General features: G+C 69.7%; 15 protein-coding genes and 4 pseudogenes. 13 read left to right on the forward strand and 6 right to left on the reverse strand.

Translation table 11 applies throughout. The features are described from left to right. The 7 genes and pseudogenes from IE248_RS35885 to IE248_RS35910 all read left to right on the forward strand — a co-directional run. Positions 1-285 (forward strand): annotated as a pseudogene (locus IE248_RS35885) (hypothetical protein); the annotation flags it as partial. Between the two features lie 70 nt (positions 286-355). Then, a pseudogene (locus IE248_RS38730) lies at positions 356-442 on the forward strand (DUF1622 domain-containing protein); the annotation flags it as partial. A gap of 145 nt (positions 443-587) precedes the next feature. Next, positions 588-1,703 carry an aromatic acid exporter family protein gene (locus IE248_RS35890; protein ID WP_229895779.1) on the forward strand — a complete coding sequence of 372 codons (1,116 nt, stop codon included), beginning with the start codon at positions 588-590 and terminating at the stop codon, positions 1,701-1,703. 187 nt (positions 1,704-1,890) lie between these two features. After that, positions 1,891-3,135, forward strand: a complete 1,245-nt coding sequence (locus IE248_RS35895) for a glutathione-independent formaldehyde dehydrogenase (RefSeq protein ID WP_190032980.1) — start codon at positions 1,891-1,893, stop codon at positions 3,133-3,135. A gap of 229 nt (positions 3,136-3,364) precedes the next feature. Next, positions 3,365-3,988: a flavodoxin family protein gene (locus IE248_RS35900; protein ID WP_008734702.1), complete on the forward strand. Its 624-nt coding sequence runs from the start codon at positions 3,365-3,367 to the stop codon at positions 3,986-3,988. Positions 3,989-4,031: 43 nt separating this feature from the next. Continuing rightward, entirely contained in the window at positions 4,032-4,925 is an 894-nt protein-coding gene (locus tag IE248_RS35905) for an SDR family oxidoreductase (RefSeq protein ID WP_190032981.1), read from the forward strand. Between the two features lie 133 nt (positions 4,926-5,058). Continuing rightward, positions 5,059-7,299: a catalase gene (locus IE248_RS35910; RefSeq protein WP_190032982.1), complete on the forward strand. Its 2,241-nt coding sequence runs from the start codon at positions 5,059-5,061 to the stop codon at positions 7,297-7,299. 106 nt (positions 7,300-7,405) lie between these two features. Here the strand turns inward: IE248_RS35910 and IE248_RS35915 are convergent, their stop codons facing one another. Continuing rightward, positions 7,406-7,579: a hypothetical protein gene (locus tag IE248_RS35915; protein ID WP_190033019.1), complete on the reverse strand. Its 174-nt coding sequence runs from the start codon at positions 7,577-7,579 to the stop codon at positions 7,406-7,408. Between the two features lie 104 nt (positions 7,580-7,683). Here IE248_RS35915 and IE248_RS37995 point away from each other — a divergent pair. The 4 genes and pseudogenes from IE248_RS37995 to IE248_RS35935 form a co-directional block, all read left to right on the forward strand. Continuing rightward, positions 7,684-8,330: pseudogene (locus tag IE248_RS37995) on the forward strand (PP2C family protein-serine/threonine phosphatase); the annotation flags it as partial. Positions 8,331-8,463: 133 nt separating this feature from the next. Next, positions 8,464-8,865, forward strand: coding sequence for an ATP-binding protein (locus IE248_RS35925; RefSeq protein WP_124289582.1), 402 nt, complete (start codon positions 8,464-8,466; stop codon positions 8,863-8,865). A gap of 252 nt (positions 8,866-9,117) precedes the next feature. Beyond that, complete coding sequence (locus IE248_RS35930) at positions 9,118-9,468, forward strand: STAS domain-containing protein (protein ID WP_190032983.1); 351 nt, start codon at positions 9,118-9,120, stop codon at positions 9,466-9,468. 207 nt (positions 9,469-9,675) lie between these two features. Next, entirely contained in the window at positions 9,676-9,882 is a 207-nt protein-coding gene (locus IE248_RS35935) for a hypothetical protein (protein WP_190032984.1), read from the forward strand. A 472-nt stretch (positions 9,883-10,354) separates the two neighbouring features. Here IE248_RS35935 and IE248_RS35940 read toward each other — a convergent pair whose 3' ends face one another. The 3 genes from IE248_RS35940 to IE248_RS35950 all read right to left on the reverse strand — a co-directional run bounded on the left by IE248_RS35940 (position 10,355) and on the right by IE248_RS35950 (position 12,822). Then, positions 10,355-11,944: a phytoene desaturase family protein gene (locus tag IE248_RS35940; protein ID WP_190032985.1), complete on the reverse strand. Its 1,590-nt coding sequence runs from the start codon at positions 11,942-11,944 to the stop codon at positions 10,355-10,357. Then, positions 11,937-12,431: an SRPBCC family protein gene (locus IE248_RS35945; RefSeq protein ID WP_124289579.1), complete on the reverse strand. Its 495-nt coding sequence runs from the start codon at positions 12,429-12,431 to the stop codon at positions 11,937-11,939. Before IE248_RS35945 ends, IE248_RS35940 begins: the two co-directional genes overlap by 8 nt. 64 nt (positions 12,432-12,495) lie before the next feature. Next, on the reverse strand, positions 12,496-12,822 hold the full coding sequence (locus IE248_RS35950) for a plasmid stabilization protein (RefSeq protein ID WP_190032986.1): 327 nt from the start codon (positions 12,820-12,822) through the stop codon (positions 12,496-12,498). Positions 12,823-13,093: 271 nt separating this feature from the next. Here IE248_RS35950 and IE248_RS38000 point away from each other — a divergent pair. Both IE248_RS38000 and IE248_RS35955 read left to right on the forward strand, forming a co-directional pair. After that, positions 13,094-13,464, forward strand: a pseudogene (locus tag IE248_RS38000) (pyrimidine dimer DNA glycosylase/endonuclease V). A gap of 635 nt (positions 13,465-14,099) precedes the next feature. Continuing rightward, entirely contained in the window at positions 14,100-14,621 is a 522-nt protein-coding gene (locus tag IE248_RS35955; RefSeq protein ID WP_190032987.1) for a hypothetical protein, read from the forward strand. Positions 14,622-15,873: 1,252 nt separating this feature from the next. Here the strand turns inward: IE248_RS35955 and IE248_RS35960 are convergent. Both IE248_RS35960 and IE248_RS35965 read right to left on the reverse strand, forming a co-directional pair. Further along, positions 15,874-16,173, reverse strand: coding sequence for a DUF6087 family protein (locus tag IE248_RS35960; RefSeq protein WP_190032988.1), 300 nt, complete (start codon positions 16,171-16,173; stop codon positions 15,874-15,876). 102 nt (positions 16,174-16,275) lie between these two features. Then, complete coding sequence (locus tag IE248_RS35965) at positions 16,276-16,515, reverse strand: hypothetical protein (protein ID WP_190032989.1); 240 nt, start codon at positions 16,513-16,515, stop codon at positions 16,276-16,278. Positions 16,516-16,562 lie beyond the last annotated feature (47 nt).

The raw sequence follows: 16,562 nt of genomic DNA on the forward strand, positions 1-16,562 counted from the left end.
TTCGAGCTCGGTGACGCCGTCCGGCTGCTGCGCGAAGCCGGGCACGAGGAGCAGGCGGCGCGGGTGGAGCACGCGATCGTGGGCCGCAACGTCATCCCGGGCCACTGGACCTTCCAGATCATCGAGGCCTACAACGACACCTATTACCGGCCTTTCGCCGCGATGGAGCGCGACATCGTCGACGAGCTGGCCGCCGGACGCGACCACCTCCTGGAGGCCCACCTCAAGACGGCCCGTCGAACCCGCAACCATCCAGACCACACGCCGACGCCCACCGACACCTGAGAGACGTTCCGCCACCACTCTGGAGTACGGCACCGGCCTCGTCCCGGTGTGGCTCGCCCTCGGCCCGGCTGGGCAGTTGGCGGCTATCGCCGCGATCCAGACCCTCCTGAACTTCTTCCTCACCCGCGAGATCGCGAAGGAGCGGAGATCGACCAAGATCGTCAAGGGTCCGAGCCTCACGTCGCAACTCTTTGATGGCCCTTGTGGCGTTGATTCAGGCGTCGAGCGCAGTCGGCGGGGCAGGCGCCTATCGGAGGTGGTCGATCTTGCCTAGACGGGTGGATGCGCCACGAAGGATCTGGTTGGCGGCTACGGAGCGGGCCGGCTACCTGCGACGCGCTGCGCAGGGAGCCGGGAGCGAGCGGGACGAGCTACTGCTCGGTGCCAAGACCGTGGTCGCGGCGATGGCGGCGTGGGTCCTGGCGCGTTACCTGCTGCCGCCTGCCGTCTCGACGTTCGCGCCGTTCACCGCGCTGGTGGCACTGCAGGCCACCGTGTACCGCTCGGTGCGGGACTGCCTCCAGTACGTTCTGGCGATGGCAGCGGGAGCCACGCTCGCCGCCACCCTGGCGGCCGTGGCAGGCGTCCACGGATGGACGTTCGGCCTCCTCACGCTGTTCGCCCTCTGCGTCGGCAAGATCCGGCGCTTTGGCCAGCAGGGCCCTCAGGTGGCCATCGTCGGCTTCTTCGCGTTCTCCTCCGGCCAAGGACAGATCGACTACATCGGTCATCTGATCACGTCCGTGGGCATCGGCGCCCTTTGCGGTCTCGCCGCCCATCTCGCGCTCGCGCCCGCCCGGCACACCGGCCACCGGCAGCAAGCCGTCACCGACCTCTACACCACCATGGCCCAGCGCCTCAACGATCTTGCCGACACCCTCGAAGCAGAGGATCCCGACCGGAGCCACCTGCGCCAATGGCGCCACGACTGGCACAGACTGTCCGCCGAATGCGAGCGCATCCGCCACACCATCGACGCCGAGATCGAAAACGGCCGCATGAACCCACGCCGCACCAGCAGCGGCTCCGGCGAGGCACTTCCCCGCGCTGGGGAGGCGATCTCCGTCGCCGAACGCAGCATGGACCACCTTCGCTCCATGACCCGAACCCTGGACTACGCCCTCGACAGCGGGGAACTCGGGAACCTCCCGGCCGCTTTCCGTCCTCGATTCAGCGCAGTCCTGCGCGCCGTGGCCGCCACGACGGAGGAAATCGGCCGGGCGTCTCACACCGATTCGGACCTGCTCGGTGCGAAGATCGACGAAGCGTCCGCAGAACTCGATCGGGTGCAGCAGCAGGAACGGACCACCCTGGAAGCCTCCCCGGCCGTGCACGCCTTGCAGGGCACGCTCCTCACGGACGCCGGCCGGCTCCTGGTCGATCTGCGGTCGGGCCTGCGAGGTCTCGCCAGTACCTGAGAAATCGATCGGGACACGGTTCGCATGGTGTGGAGGGGTAGGCGGGATAGGAGAGACGTCAGCCGAGGCAGACGGACGTCGCCCCGCGGTCGAGTCGCACGCCGAGCCCGGCCGCGCCGCCCCTCCCACAGGTGCCGCCACCCGTCGTGGAGCGTTCGGTGAAGTGTGGCGCCGGCAAGGAAACACCATGAAAGCGGCAGTGTACGAAGGACCGCGGACGGTGACGGTCAAGGACGTCCCGGACGCGAAGGTCGAGCACCCTGGCGACATCCTGGTAAAGATCACGACCGCCAATATTTGCGGCTCCGACCTGCACATGTATGAAGGCCGGACCTCCTTCGAGACGGGCCGGACCCTCGGTCACGAGAACCTCGGCCAGGTCGTCGAGGTGGGCAAGGCGGTCAGCAAGGTCAAGGTCGGCGACTGGGTGGTCCTGCCGTTCAACATCGCCTGCGGCTTCTGCAAGCAGTGTGAGCAGGGTCTGACCAACTACTGCCTCACCATGCAGCCCCAACCGGACATGGCCGGCGCCGCTTACGGCTTTGCCGAGATGGGCCCCTACCAGGGCGGCCAGGCGGAACTGTTGCGCGTACCGTACGGCGACTTCAACGCCCTGCGCCTCGGCGAGGACGCCCCCGAGCGGCAGCTCGACTACGTGATGCTGGCCGACATCTTCCCCACCGGCTACCACGCCACCGAAATGGCAGGTGTGAAGCCAGGTGACCAGACGCTCGTCTACGGCGCGGGGCCGGTCGGCCTGATGGCCGCCTACTCCGCGATCCTCAGGGGCGCCGGCCGCGTATGGGTGGCCGACCACCAGCCCGACCGGCTCCGCCTCGCCGAGGAGATCGGCGCCATCGCCATCAACACGGCCGAACAGGATCCGGCCGAGGTCGTCAAGGAAGCCACCCTCGGCCTGGGCGCGGACAACGGCTGCGAATGCGTCGGCTACCAGGCCCACGACCCGCAGGGCAACGAGGACGCCACCCTGACCATGAACGGGCTCATCGACTCCGTCCGGTTCACCGGTGGCATCGGCGTGGTCGGCGTGTTCCTCCCCGAGGACCCAGGAGGCGACGAGGCGCAGGGCGGGCTTGAAGCCCAGGGGAAGGTACCGCTCGACTTCGGCCTGCTCTGGTTCAAGGGCCAGCACATCGGCACCGGCCAGGCGCCCGTCAAGCGCTACAACCGGGCCCTGCGTGACCTGATCGCCGGAGGCAAAGCCGAACCCAGCTTCCTCGTCTCCCACGAACTCAGCCTCGACGAGGCGTCCGCGGCCTACGAGCACTTTGACAACCGCGACGACGGCTGGACCAAGGTCGTTCTCCACCCCGATGGCCGCAGTCGCCGCGCCTCCACCGCAAAGCGGGGCAGTCGCAGCGTCGGCGGGTCCTCCCACCCGACCGTGCAGGAACTACGCCGAGAAGCGTAGGCGCGAGGCATCGAAGGCCGCTCCCACATGAACAAGCAGGAGCTGAAACGGGCCGTCAGACCTTGAGCGCCGTAGACGCCGCCGCTGGCGGACGCCCGGCCCGCGACTTCGATCAGTGGCCGAGGCCAGGGCCCCTCGTATTCCCACCCGCACTCTGATCGAGTGAACCAAAGGGGGTGAATGGGGCCGCTTGCGACATCAATGCGGGGTGTGGGGGTAGCCGGTCATCATGGACCCCAACAATCACACGCCGCTCCGTGCTGTCTCGCTCGTCTGCACCCTCTCGCCCTCGCCCGCGCCCTCCAGCTCCCAGCTGCTGGCGGAGCAGACCATGGCCGCTCTCGCCGAGCACGGCGTCACGGGGAAGACCATCCGGATCGCCGACCACGACGTGAAGGCCGGTGTGAAGACCGACATGGGCGACGGCGACGCATGGCCGGAGATCCGCGACACGATCCTGGGCTGCGACATCCTGATCCTGTCCACGCCGATCTGGCTCGGCCACCCCTCCAGCGTCGCCCAGCGGGTCATGGAGCGTCTGAACGCGGAGATCTCCGAGACGGACGATGAGGGCCGCATGCTCACCTACGGCAAGGTGGCCGCAGTCTGCGTCGTCGGCAACGAGGACGGCGCCCACAAAGTCAGTGCCGACCTCTTCCAGGGACTCAACGACGTCGGGTTCTCCCTCGCCCCCAATGCCGTCACCTACTGGGTCGGCGAAGCCATGCAGGGCACCGACTACCAGGACCTCGACCAGACCCCCGAGAAGACGGCCGGCACGACGGCCACCCTCGCCGCGAACACCGCCCACCTCGCCCGCCGCCTCAAGGCAGCCTCCTATCCGGCGAACTGACCCGCAGTCAGCCCTTGCGCGCCCTGGAGACCGGAGAAACGAAATGTCGTCCCGGAAAGCACCCCGCGTTTCCGACCCCGTCACCCGCCACCCACGCCCGCCGTTCCCCGGCCAAGAGCAGGAGCACCCCGGCTCGACCGAGGACATGGATCCCCGCCCCGATCACGGCGAGGACTCCTACCAGGGCCACGGCGTGCTCCTGGACCGCGCCGCGCTGGTCACGGGAGGCGATTCCGGGATCGGCCGAGCTGTGTGCCTGGCCTTCGCACGTGAGGGCTCGGACGTCGTCTTCACCCACCTGCCCGAGGAAGCCGACGAGGCGGCCGAGACCGCACGTCTGGTCGGCGCGTCAGGCCGCGAGGCCATCCCCGTCCTGTGCGACATTCGTGACGAGGCGCAGTGCGAGGCCCTCATCGACCGCGTCACGAACGAGTTCGGGCGCATCGACATCCTGGTCAACAACGCCGCGTATCAGATGTCCCAGCCCGACGGGATCGAGGCCATCACCACGGAGCAGTTCGACCGGGTGATGAAGACCAACCTGTATGGAATGTTCTGGCTCTCCCGCGCGGCCCTCGCCCACATTCCGCGGGGTGGATCGATCATCAACACCGCTTCGGTGCAGGGCTACCAGCCCAGCCCGCACCTGCTGGACTACGCGATGACGAAATCCGCCATCATCTCCTTCACTCACGGGCTGGCGCAGATGGTCGCCGAGCGCGGCATCCGCGTCAACGCCGTCGCCCCCGGGCCGGTCTGGACGCCGCTCATCCCGGCGACCATGCCCGACGTGACGGAGTTCGGCAAACAGTCACCCCTGGGCCGAGCGGCCCAGCCGGCCGAGATGGCTCCCGCCTACGTCTTCTTGGCCTCACCCCAAGCCAGCTACATCACGGGGGAGATCCTCAACGCCACCGGCGGAACTCCCCTCCCATAACCTGCGGGGCTCGCATGCGCAGGCCCGTTCCGCACCGGCCCCCATCCGCGATCTGGAGAGCAGGGCTGACGGGGCTCAAACACGCGTCGCCCTTGCCTCCGCCACCACACCGGCGCCCATAAGGAGAACGACCATGGCGAAGAAGCAGCAGCCAGCAGGAGACGCCGCCAGGAACGAACTGCCAGGCCAACCCGGCCCGGTACCCCCGCCCGTGGCCGAGCCCATGCAGCCGGGGGAACCGCTGCCCCCGAAGCAGGACCAGGACGGCCCCGAAACGGTGAGCCCCACCGGGCAGCCCACGGGAGCGGACCAGGCGCGCGTGGCGCAGAGCGGCGCGTACCTGACCACCGCCCAAGGCGCTCGGCTCCCCGACACCGATCACTCCCTGAAGGCCGGAGCGCGCGGCCCCGTCCTGCTCCAGGACCATCACCTGCGCGAGAAGATCACACATTTTGACCACGAGCGGATCCCGGAGCGGGTCGTCCACGCGCGCGGCGCCGCCGCCCACGGGGTTTTTCAGGGGTACGGCACGGCGGGCGAAGTGTCCAAGGCTGCGTTCCTCGCCAAGGACGTGGAGACACCCGTGTTCGTGAGGTTTTCCACCGTCCTCGGTTCGCGCGGCTCGGCCGACACGGTCCGCGACACCCGTGGCTTCGCGACGAAGTTCTACACCGAAGAGGGCACCTTTGACCTGGTGGGGAACAACATCCCGGTGTTCTTCATCCAGGACGCGATCAAGTTCCCGGACGTGATCCACGCCGCGAAGCCGCACCCGGACCGGGAGATCCCTCAGGCGCAGAGCGCGCACGACACGTTCTGGGACTTCGTGTCCCTGCACACCGAAGCGACCCACCACACCCTCTGGAACATGTCCGACCGCGGGATCCCGCGGTCCTATCGGATGATGGAGGGTTTCGGGGTCCACACGTTCCGTCTGGTCAACGCGGCCGAGGAGAGCGTGCTGGTGAAGTTCCACTGGAAGCCGAAGCTGGGCGTGCACTCCCTGGTCTGGGAAGAGGCACAGCTGATCAACGGCATGGATCCCGATTTCCACCGCCGGGACCTCTCCGACGCGATCGAGTCCGGCGCGTTCCCGCAGTGGGAGCTGGGCATCCAGGTCTTTCCGGACACCCCGGAGCAGACCTTCGAGGGCATCGACCTCCTCGACCCGACGAAGATCGTGCCGGAGGAGCTCGCGCCGGTCCAGCCCATCGGGCTCATGACCCTGAACGCGAACACCAAAAACTACTTCGCGGAGACCGAACAGGTTGCCTTCCACCCCGGACACTTGGTCCCGGGCATCGACGTCACCGACGATCCGCTGCTGGCCGGCCGGCTGTTCTCCTACCTCGACACGCAGATCAGCCGGCTCGGCGGCCCGAACTTCGGCCAGATCCCGATCAACCGGCCGCACGCGCCCGTCAACGACATGCTCCGCGACGGCATGCACCAGACCGCCGTCCACACCGGCGTCGCCCCCTACCATCCCAACAGCCTCGACGGAGGCTGCCCGTTCCTCGCCGGCGCCGACATGAGCGCCTTCATCGAGACGCCGGTGAAGGTTCCGGCGGCGAGCAAGGTCCGCGAGGCACCGGCCTCGTTCTCGGACCACTTCACCCAACCGCGGCTCTTCTGGCTCAGCATGACTCCGCCCGAGCGCGAACACATCATCGCCGCCTACACCTTCGAACTGAACAAGTGCTACGAGCAGGCCATCAAGGAACGCACCCTCCAGGTCCTCGCGAACATCGACACGGAACTGTGCGAGGAGGTCGCCACCGGACTCGGCCTGCCTGCTCCTGCGGCCTCCGAGCCGCTCACCGCGCCCGACCCCAGCCCGGCTCTCTCCCAGATGGGCGGGACTTGGCCGACCGATGGCCGCGTGATCGGCATCATCGCCGACGCGGAGGCCGACTTGGACGGCGTACGCACCGCCCGGCACGCCATCCTGGACTCCGGCATGGTCCCCCTCGTCATCGCACCCACCGGCGGGACCCTCGACTCCGACGGCGACGACCCGATCCATATCCAGCGGACTTACGCCGCCGCCCGCTCCGTCGAGTTCGACGCCCTCCTCGTGGCTGGTGAGCCCCAAGCCGGCGCAGATGCCTACGGCGCCCGCGACGCCAAGGCCGGAACCGCTCAGCCCCCGCAAGCCGTCGACCCGCGCGTCCTGCTGCTCCTTACCGAGGCGTACCGCCACGGCAAGGCCATCGGCGGCTGGAACGGCGCGGAGCGGCTACTGGCATCCGCCGGCATCACTGCGGATGAGCCGGGCATCGCCGTCGGCGAAACCAGCAGGGCGATGGTTGAGGAGCTGACGCAGGCACTGGGGGAGCACCGAGCATGGGACCGCTTCCCGGCCAACCTCTGACGCCGTCGTCGGTCCCGCCCGCCCGCAAGCCCGCGGGCGGGCGGCGAGGGGGCGCATAGTCCCCGTGGAAGAGGCGTTCAGCTGAACGAGCCGGCCGGGCCCGCAGTCAGTGCTTGGCGCTCGGGACGGCAAGCGACTCGCCCGGAGGCTTCTTCTTCGCCGCCTCCACCTCCTCACCGGGTTGAGGGAGGCGGTTGTGGCTCATCTTGGCGTCGAAGCGCTCGTCGAACGCGTCGAGATCCCCCAGTTCCGAGAGCGTCCACAGCACAATCCCGTCCACCAACGCCTTCTGGGCCGCTGGGGTACGCCCTCCTCCCGGCGTGAGACCGCCTTCACGTCGGCTTTCTCGGGGTGGGCAACAGAACTGCGTGACTCTACGGAGTCGCCGCCACCTGCGAAGCCCCGCAGTTCACCCTCGCCGGCGCACTGGTCCCCGCCTCCTCCACCGCCGGGGACACCTACGACCACAGCCTCGACACCCACACCCTGCACTTGTCGATCACCGGCGCCATAGGCCACGACGTCGACGCGTCCCTGATGGCCACTCTGCTGGTCAATGCCTCCCGTGGCGCCCGCCGCGCCGGAGAAACCCTGGCCGAGCAGGCCCGCCAGGCCCTCCTCGACCACGGTCGCCAGTCCACGGCAACCGGCCAGCTCCTGCGCATGGCCCTCGACGGAAGCAGCGCGCAGCTCGTCAACGCAGGCCACCCCTGGCCCCTTCTCCTGCGCGACGGGGCGGTCACAGAGATGTGCCTGGTCGTGACCCGCCCGTCGGCTGCGCCTCGCTCACGCACCCCTACACGGTGCAGGACCTCAGCCTGCGGCCTGGGGATCGGCTCCTGCTCCATACCGACGGCATGCAGGAACGCGACGCCGAAACGGTCGACCTCCCCGCGCTCCTGCCCTAAACCGCCACCCAGCACCCGCGGGAAGTCGCGCGCACCCTGGTCGGCGCGGTCAGCGACGCCTACGACGGCGGCCCGCCCAAGGACGACGCCACCGTCGTCTGCCTCGACTGGCACGGCCCCCACAACGAGAGCGAAAGCACCCGGACGAGCACCTGGCCACGAGGGCAGGCACGACTGACGGAAGAGCCGAACAAGGGTGGGCACCCGCACAGGCGGGCAGGCGCAGTGCAAGCCAACCCGTGTGGAGGGAGACTCCGTGGTCCCGCACATGCTCATCCTCGACCGGCCCGTGCCACGCACCGGCCTGCCCACGACGACAGCACGGGGTGCCACCGACGACTTCCTCCACCACGCAGCGCAGGTCCGCGCCCCTGCCCGGCCCGAGTACGCCGATGCGGTCCTCCTGGTCGTCACCGAACTCGTCACCAACGCGCTCCGCCACACCGACGGGCCCGCCGCCCTCCACCTCGAACTCCACGACGACCACATCGAGATCCGCGTCACCGACACCAGCCCCAAACCCGCGGAGCGTCGTCTGCCCCAGACCAATGGGAGCGGAGGCTACGGATGGCACCTCATCGACCGCCTCACCAACCACACCCACACCGAACCCACCCCTGCCGGCGGCAAAACCATCTGCGCCCACGCCCCCTGGTAAGACTCATGGGCAGACCGCCGGGCGCGGCCCTGCCCCTGGTCGGAGGGCATGGCCGAGTTGGGTCTGGCCTTCGCGGCGGGAGCGTGACACGCTCGGGGAACAACCAGCCTGGTCTGGTGGGAGACCCCGCGCCGCCAGAGGCCAGCTACGGATGGCCAGTGGAGGGCACGGGTGGTCTCGCTCGGCTTTGCGCGGCCCCGGACGGCCGCGCGCTTGACGGCCTCTTCCGCCCGAATCCGGGAGCCGACCGTAATGGGCTCCGACCCGAAGGCGGATCCGACGACCATGCATTCCCTCCAGAACACCGACACGGCCACGCCCAGCGAGCCCCGGACCGTCCTGACCCTCACAGGGGCACTCGACATGGACACCTGCCCGCGCGTCACCGCGACCACCGACACCCTCACCCTCGACGGAAACACTCTCGTCCTGGATCTGTCGGCCGTCACCTTCATGGACTCCAGCGGCCTCAACATGCTCCTCACCCTCCGCAACCGCGCCGAAGCCGAGCAAGGAACGCTGGAACTGCGCGGACTCCCCGGGCAGGTCCTGAGGCTTCTGGACATCACCGGCACACGCGACCTCTTCATCCTCGCCCCATGAACTGCGACCGCCCCGCGCGCCGGCTGCAGGCCGACGGGCGGGAGCTCGCATCCGTCGTCACTCGATGTGCGGGATGACGATCAAGCCGTGAGGCGCTGCGACGGCTCGGGCAGGACCCGTGTTCGTGGCCGATGTGATGTGAGTGCCGAACGGGGCAGGCGCAGAGCACACCGATGTGAATGTGATGAGCGATGAACGGAGTGCGCGATGACCAAGATCAGGAAGCACAACCCGGCGCCGACCCCTCCGTCGCAGGCTCCCGGCGAAAGCGGAGACCCGGAGGCCCGAAAGGAAGCGGAGGAAGCGGTGCTTCCCGACACGCACGAAGGCGAGGCCGGCGACGCATCGACTCCGAGCAGCGATGCGCAGCATCGGGCCGCCGCGAACGCCAAGACTGCCCGCCGGGAGAGCTGACCGAGGGCCGTAGCGCTCCCGGGCCGAAGCGGCTGCACGAACGGCCCGGGGGCGCCCGCGCTGCGCCTTCCCGGCGGATCCCGCGTCGGGTCGATGCCAGTGGAGGCGGATGCGCCCTTGGTGCCGCTGGAGCGCCGCGAGCGGCCCTCGGGGGTCAGTCACGCCTGCCGTCGTCGCTGCCCGCCGTGCTCCGGTCCTCGCCGCGACTGCTGATGCTCATCGCGGGTCTGCCGTGCGGTTTCCGGCCGGGGCCCCTGGCGGGGCCGTACTGCTCGGGGGTGGAAGGAGCGGTGGGCGCTCGGGCTGTCCCGCCGGTGGTCTCGTCGACGTCGGGAGACCAATGGCTGCTCGGTCCCCTGGCGGGGTGGAAGCGCCGTACCTCGTGGGCGAACGCTGGCCGGATGCTGTTCATCCGAGACGCGCGTACGACAGCCCGGTGCCACTCGTGCGTAGTCGTACGGGACCGTATGCGTCAAACACGTTGGGCGCGGTGGAGCAGGGCGTGGAGGCCGTGGGCGCGCAGGGCGGCCCGGGCGGCGTTCGCCCCGGGCGCGCCGTGGACTCCGCCGCCGGGGTGGGCGGCCGCGGAGGCGAGGTAGAGGCCCTTGACGGGCGTCTCGGGCCGGCCGGTGCCGGGGGTGGGGCGGAAGATCGCCTGTTGGTGGAGGGCGGTGGTGCCGTTGTTGATGGCGCCGTTGTGGAGGTTCTCGTTCATGGCCTGCAGCGTGTTGGGGGCCAGGATCCGGCGGGCGCCGATGAGCCCGCGGAAGCCGGGTGCGAAGCGTTCCACCTGTGCTTCGAGGCGGTCGGCCATGGCTTCCTGTTCGCGGGTGTCCCAGCGGCCGGTGATGCGGTCGGGGCCGGCGTCGGCGGTGATGCGTTGGGGGAGGTGGGTGTAGGCCCACGCCGATTCCGTGCCGGCGGGTGAGCGGCTGGGGTCCGCCGTGGTCATCTGGCCGAGCAGGGCGAACGGCTCGTCGGGGACCTGCCCCATGGCGATCTGCGCGGCGAACCGGGTCAGGCCGTCGACACCGTCGGCCACGTGGACCGTCCCCGCCCCGGTGGCCTGCGGCGCCGTCCACGGCACCGGGCCGGTCAGTGCCCAGTCGACCTTGAAGGTCGAGAAGTCCCACTGAAAGCGTTCCAGGTCCCGCAGAAGGCGGGAGGGCAAGTGCTCCTCGCCCACGAGGTCCCGGTACAGGGCCGTCGCCGACGTATCGGCGAGCACCGCCCGCCGCGCGCCGACGGTCTCCCCGCCCGCGGTCCTGACCCCGACCGCCGTGCCACCGCGTACGACGATGGACGCGACCCGCTGTCCGCAGCGCAAAACACCTCCCTTGCGCCGCAGGCGGCTCACGAGCGCCGCGGTCAGGGCGCCGGCCCCGCCGACGGGGACCGGGAAGCCGTGGCTCTGCCCGAGCATCGCCATCAGCCAGCCGAAACCACCGCTGCCCGCCGCCTCCGGGGCCAGGTCGGAGTGCAGGGCGTTCCCGGCCAGCAGGAGCCGGCCCCCGTCCCCGGCGAACTCCTCCTCGCCCAGACGGCGCACCGGCAGGGCCAGCTTCCGGGCCAGCCGCAGCCCCCCGGCGGTGCGGAGTTTCGCAGCCAGCCGGAGCCCGGAGCGGACCGGGGGGAAGGGCGTGAACAGGGCCTGTACGAGGTCCGGCCCCACCCGGGCCCACGTCCGGTACAAGTTCTCCCAGGCGTCGGCGTCGGCAGCCGCAAAACCGGCCAGGCCGGCGCAGGTGTCCTGCACCCGGCGCTCCAGCACCGCGCACCGGCCGTCCAGCAGCGGGTGGGCCAGTACGGACGGGGCATGGCTCCACCGCAAGCCCTCTGCGGCCAGGTCGAGCCGGGCGAGGACCGGGGAGGCGGCGGCCAGCGGGTAGAAGGCGCTGAAGACGTCCGAGACGTAGTCCGGGTGCACCCCGCGGTCACTGCGGACGGCGCCTCCGGGCTCCTCCTGCGCCTCCAGGACCTCCACGCTCCACCCGGCGTCGAGCAGCAGGTTCGCAGCCACCAACCCGTTGGGGCCGGCGCCGATCACCACTGCGTCAGGCACGGAGCACCTCGCCGGGCTGCTGCTCCACGACCCTGGCCAGGCGGGGCAGCATGCCCCGGTGCCGCAGCTGCAGGGCCGCCTCGATCACGGAGTTGTGCAGGGACCCGCCCAGGCCGCGCAGGGGATGCTCGTCGCAGACGACGAGAGTCTCCTCGCCCCACGGCCGGAGCTGGAGGAAGATCCTCGCGGTGCCCAGCGACTTGAACGACGCCTCCAGCTCCAGCTCCTTGCCGAGTTCCCTGTGACGCACCGTCGTCACTCCTTCGGCTGACCAGGGGCCCAACCGCACGGTGTAGCGGAGCCGGGACCCTACCTCCGGCCAGAGCTGATCGAGCGGTGTGGACTCGGATGGGCCCACCACCCACTCCCCGTACAAGGTCGGGTCGGCGAGTACGGCCCACACACTTCGAGGGGGGCGCCGGATGAGCTGATGACGGACGGCCACGGGGACTCCTTCTGCTACCGGAACGGCATGGACGGGGCGCATCGCGCGAGCAGCACCCGAGCCAGGGCGGGGCAGACTGCCCTGCCCGCGAGGGCGCGTCCCGCCGTCAGCGGTCGAGGGCGTTCTTCAGCTGCTGCTTGGTCATCGTGGAGCGACCCTCGACGCCGCGCTTCTTCGCCTCCTGGTAGAGGTCGTCCTTGGTACGTTCGGAGGAGCTGCCGCCGCGGGACTTCTCACCGCCGCGCTGCGAGGCGGACGTGCCCTGGGTGGAGCTGCGGCTCGCCGTCTGGCTCTCCCCGGAACGGGCGCGTTCCTTGTTCACCGTTCGCGAGGCCATCTCCTTCGCACGGCTCTCCGACATACCGCGGTGCTCACCCGATTCCTTGATGTGTTCGTACTGACGCTCGCGCTTGGGGCTGGAGCCTCGGGGCATGGCGGAACCTCCATCGACGGTGGGATGTCACGGTCATGGTGCGCGTACCTCGATCACGCCGCATCTCGCGCAATTCGGACCAGGAGCTCTCGGTGCGAGGTCGGCCCGTGCCGTTCGTTGCGCCACATGGGGAGGCCGGGATCCGATCGACCGGCGGGATGTGTGCGGGCGCGTTACTCCGGATCCTCTGCCAGGCTCGCACCGTGCCCGCAGGGCAGCGGCGTCACACGGCGTGAGTACCGGTTGCACCGCTGTCTCGGAGGGAGACCTTGTGCAGACGTTCCTTCCGTTTTCGTCGTTCCACGCCTCGGCAGCTGTGCTGGATGTGCGAAGGCCCGGCAAGCAGCGTGTCGAGGCCGTGCAGGTGCTGCGTGGACTGGTCGTTCCGGGCTACGGGTGGCGCAGGCACCCGGCGGTGCAACTCGGGGCGTCGTATTCGGGGGGCGCCCCCGGACGCAGGAGCAGTTGGCCGCGGATGGGGACCGGCCACCGTGGCTGGGCGCACCGGACCTCCATCGGAGCCATCAGTCAGCGCTGGTGCGCAAGGCCCCGGCCCTCTACCGAGAGCGCTTCCCGGGTGTACCGGACGACCTGCCGTACGTATGGCCCCGGTCCGACCGGGATACGGACGGCGTGGCGTGAGCCCGGGCCCCTGCGGGGCCCCGCCCGTTCCCCCAACATTTCGGACGCCACCCTTGCTGGCCTTCGTCGACCACGGCAGCGCCGGCAGCGGAGAACCGGCCGTCGGCCTGTTGTGGTGCCGACATCCAGCGCCGCATAACTGGGCGCCAAAGTGCGGGCGTCTTTTCTCCAGGTGTTCGGGCGGAATCATCCCGCCGCCTTCGCACTGTCCGTGCTGTCCCTGTTCGAGACGTTCCAGTGCGCGGTCGAGTTCTTCGAGGTGCTCGCGTGCCCTGTGCCATCAGGGTCAGAAGTCGGTGCTGCCTCCCTCGGGAGCGTGCTTGCCGTCAATGGCGGCCAGGGCGTTCGCCGCGACGATCCACCGAAGCCGCTTCTCGGCGAGGCCGCCCGCGCGAGGGCATCGGTACGGTCGGCCGCGAGGCGTTCACGGGCGGCCACGAGGGTGGGAGGGGCGTCGTCCTTGGCCTGGGTCACGTCCGGTCCGGCGCCTTCATGAGGTCGTCGGGAGTCTGGCTGCCGGTGGTGAATCCTTTTCGGACCTGCCCGCCTCTTATGTGCGTACCGGCCGAATGGGCCGGCAGAGGTTCTGGGAGCTCCGCCACTGACCAGGGTGGAGCCTCAAGAGGGGAAACAGCATGGGCACTTCTGTGCGTAAGTTCGTCACGGCCACCACCGCGTCAGCCGTGTTCGCCGGCGGGCTGATCGGGCTCTCGGCGACGCCCGCGTCCGCGGGCGAGGTCTGTGACGACGCCTACAAGCGCAAGTACACGGAGATCTCGTCCCAGTGGCACAAGGTGGTTGCGTCGGGGGTCGTCGACAACCGCCGCGGCGATGCCTCTGTGCGCGAGAGCATCACCGCGGACATCAGCGCCAGCCTGAAGGGCGGCATCGAGGGTGAGATCGGGGGCAAGCTCGAGCTGGCCGCGGCGGAGATCAGCTCCAAGCTCGGGGTGAGCGTCGAGGCCAGTGCGTCCATCTCGAAGGGGAAGTCCACGATGATCGTGGTCCCTGCACGCAAGCGGGTCACCTACAAGATCGGTATCAAGAAGCGGGTATACCAGGTCTACGTCACTCATCAGTTCCGGAGCTGCCACGTCTCCAACTACTGGGCGAAGGTCACGGTGGCGGACTCCTACACCGAAACCTGGAACAGCTGAACCTTGGTTTGAGCGCAGGCTCTGAACGCGCTCCGGCCTGATCAGCAGTTCCGCATCCAGGTACATGGAGGCCTCCGCCCGACCCCGTACTCCATCAGGGAACACCTGGGCGGCCGGGCGCTGAGCACCGGCAGTTGCGCGGGGGCGACGGTCCCGTGAGGGACCTTCGCCCCCGCGGTTCAGGCGGCACGGGAGCCGAGACGGAACCGCATCTCGCCCGCGGCCCGGCAGATGTCCCCGGGCAGCTCGGCGTCGTCGAGGAGCCCGAGAAGCACCGCCAAAGGGCGCCCTTCGCCGGCGCTGATCAGTTTCAGATGGCGCGCTCACTCCGTCCAGCAGATCGAGTGTCTCGTCCATACCGGGGTCAACGCCGCATAGGTGAGCCGTCACAAGCCGCTCGCCGGGACCGCCTCCAGGGCGGATTCCGGTCCTCCTCGCGGGGCACCGGGTGGGGCGCCCTGTTCTGCTGCTTTCCGTACACGGCGACATGACGGGTCACGGCCAAGAGGGCGAACACCGTGGTCAAGTGCGCATTGTCCAGAGCGAGGCGCGGGGCCACACCGTCCCCGTCGAGAGTCGGCACGGCGTCCCGAACGCCCTCTTCCACCGCCTTTGGCGCAAGCCTCGGGCTGGAACGGACTGGTGAGTGGCCGACGCACGGCCCGGGGACAACACCCCGGGCCGTGCACCGCCATTGCAATGCTGCGCGGGATCGCTCCGGCTAGCCGATTGCCAGGAAGGTGTTCCAGGCGTCTTCGTCCACACCGGAGGGGCGCCGGGCAGCGTGGCGGTTCGCCCGGGAAGAGGTACTGCTTTCCGTCGCTGCTGACGACCCAGACGCCGGGGTTGCCGTCCCCGTTGGCATCAGGCGTACCCAGGACCCTGGGCAGCTCGGCTCTGCTCCAGTACTGCGGAGCATACGTGTAGTCCTCGCCGCCTTCCGCGCTTGCCGAGGCGGCAAGCGCGGCTAGGTCAACGCCGCCTGCCTGCTCCCCGCCTCTGCGGGGAGCAACCCGACTTCGACATCGACCCCTGGCCCAAGCTGCTTTCCTCCCCGCGCCGGGCTGAGAGGGATCTCCGCCGCGAGGTCGTTGATGCAGTGTGTGCTCATGTCCGTCCCAACGGCGAGGGATTCAGCGGCTGTTCCGGGCACGGGAGTGGGGCGCCACGCCGTGAACGCGGTTGGGGCCGCCGCGGGCGTTTCCGCGTCATTGGTGGTGGGGGAGGGACAGAAGGGTTCGGTGCTCCGCATTCAGTCGGCGCGGGGTTTGCGATGCTTTCCCGTTCCCGCGGCCATGGGGGACCGGGCGGGAGGCGTTGGCAGCGCTTCGTCGGCCGTCTGGGGGTTGAGGAAGCGGCGGGCTGCCGCGCGGTCAGGGACCGTGGCCAGTGTCGTCCACTGGTAGCCGTCCCATTCCAGGATGAGGCGAGGGGCGTTGGGGTGGACGTGGGATCCGTGCGCCCCGGGTGCGAGGGTGACGGCCTTGCGTTCGCCGACGGGGCGGAGTCGCTTTGCGCGGCGGGCCGCCCATCGGTCCAGGGGTTCGTCCATGGTCGTTCTCCTCCGTCCGGCGAGGGCAGCACCCTACCGGTCGGAGACGGCGGCGGCCCCTGTCTCCGGGGATGGCGCCGGAGGCAGGGGCCGTCATGGTGGTCAGTTTCCGGGGCAGGTGATCGTGTGGCCGTAGAGGGTGGCGGTAACAGTGAACTGGTCGAGTTCCGGGGCGCCGTGCTCGCGCCAGCGGTTGACGTGGTCCTCGATGGCGTCCCAGATGCGGTCGGAGCCGCCCTGCCGGACGGTCCAGGCTCCGCCGGCCTCGGCGAGGGCCGCCCACGAGCCGGCGTCCACGTCGATCAGTCCCGCCGAGGCCGCGGCCTCGCATCCGCGCGTCACCCGGATGCTCGCCGGATTCGGGCAGCGCCTGACCGACACGCCCCCTC

The sequence above is a fragment of the Streptomyces goshikiensis genome, from assembly GCF_014650555.1.
In the GTDB taxonomy this organism is placed as follows: domain Bacteria; phylum Actinomycetota; class Actinomycetes; order Streptomycetales; family Streptomycetaceae; genus Streptomyces; species Streptomyces goshikiensis.

Coding starts and splice junctions, on each gene's coding strand:
- IE248_RS35945 (WP_124289579.1), bottom strand. CDS start 12,431: ATGCGCCCCGTCCATGCCGTTCCGGTAGCAGAAGGAGTCCCCGTGGCC.
- IE248_RS35910 (WP_190032982.1), top strand. CDS start 5,059: ATGGCGAAGAAGCAGCAGCCAGCAGGAGACGCCGCCAGGAACGAACTG.
- IE248_RS35955 (WP_190032987.1), top strand. CDS start 14,100: ATGGGCACTTCTGTGCGTAAGTTCGTCACGGCCACCACCGCGTCAGCC.
- IE248_RS35895 (WP_190032980.1), top strand. CDS start 1,891: ATGAAAGCGGCAGTGTACGAAGGACCGCGGACGGTGACGGTCAAGGAC.
- IE248_RS35930 (WP_190032983.1), top strand. CDS start 9,118: ATGGGCTCCGACCCGAAGGCGGATCCGACGACCATGCATTCCCTCCAG.
- IE248_RS35935 (WP_190032984.1), top strand. CDS start 9,676: ATGACCAAGATCAGGAAGCACAACCCGGCGCCGACCCCTCCGTCGCAG.
- IE248_RS35950 (WP_190032986.1), bottom strand. CDS start 12,822: ATGCCCCGAGGCTCCAGCCCCAAGCGCGAGCGTCAGTACGAACACATC.
- IE248_RS35905 (WP_190032981.1), top strand. CDS start 4,032: ATGTCGTCCCGGAAAGCACCCCGCGTTTCCGACCCCGTCACCCGCCAC.
- IE248_RS35960 (WP_190032988.1), bottom strand. CDS start 16,173: ATGGACGAACCCCTGGACCGATGGGCGGCCCGCCGCGCAAAGCGACTC.
- IE248_RS35900 (WP_008734702.1), top strand. CDS start 3,365: ATGGACCCCAACAATCACACGCCGCTCCGTGCTGTCTCGCTCGTCTGC.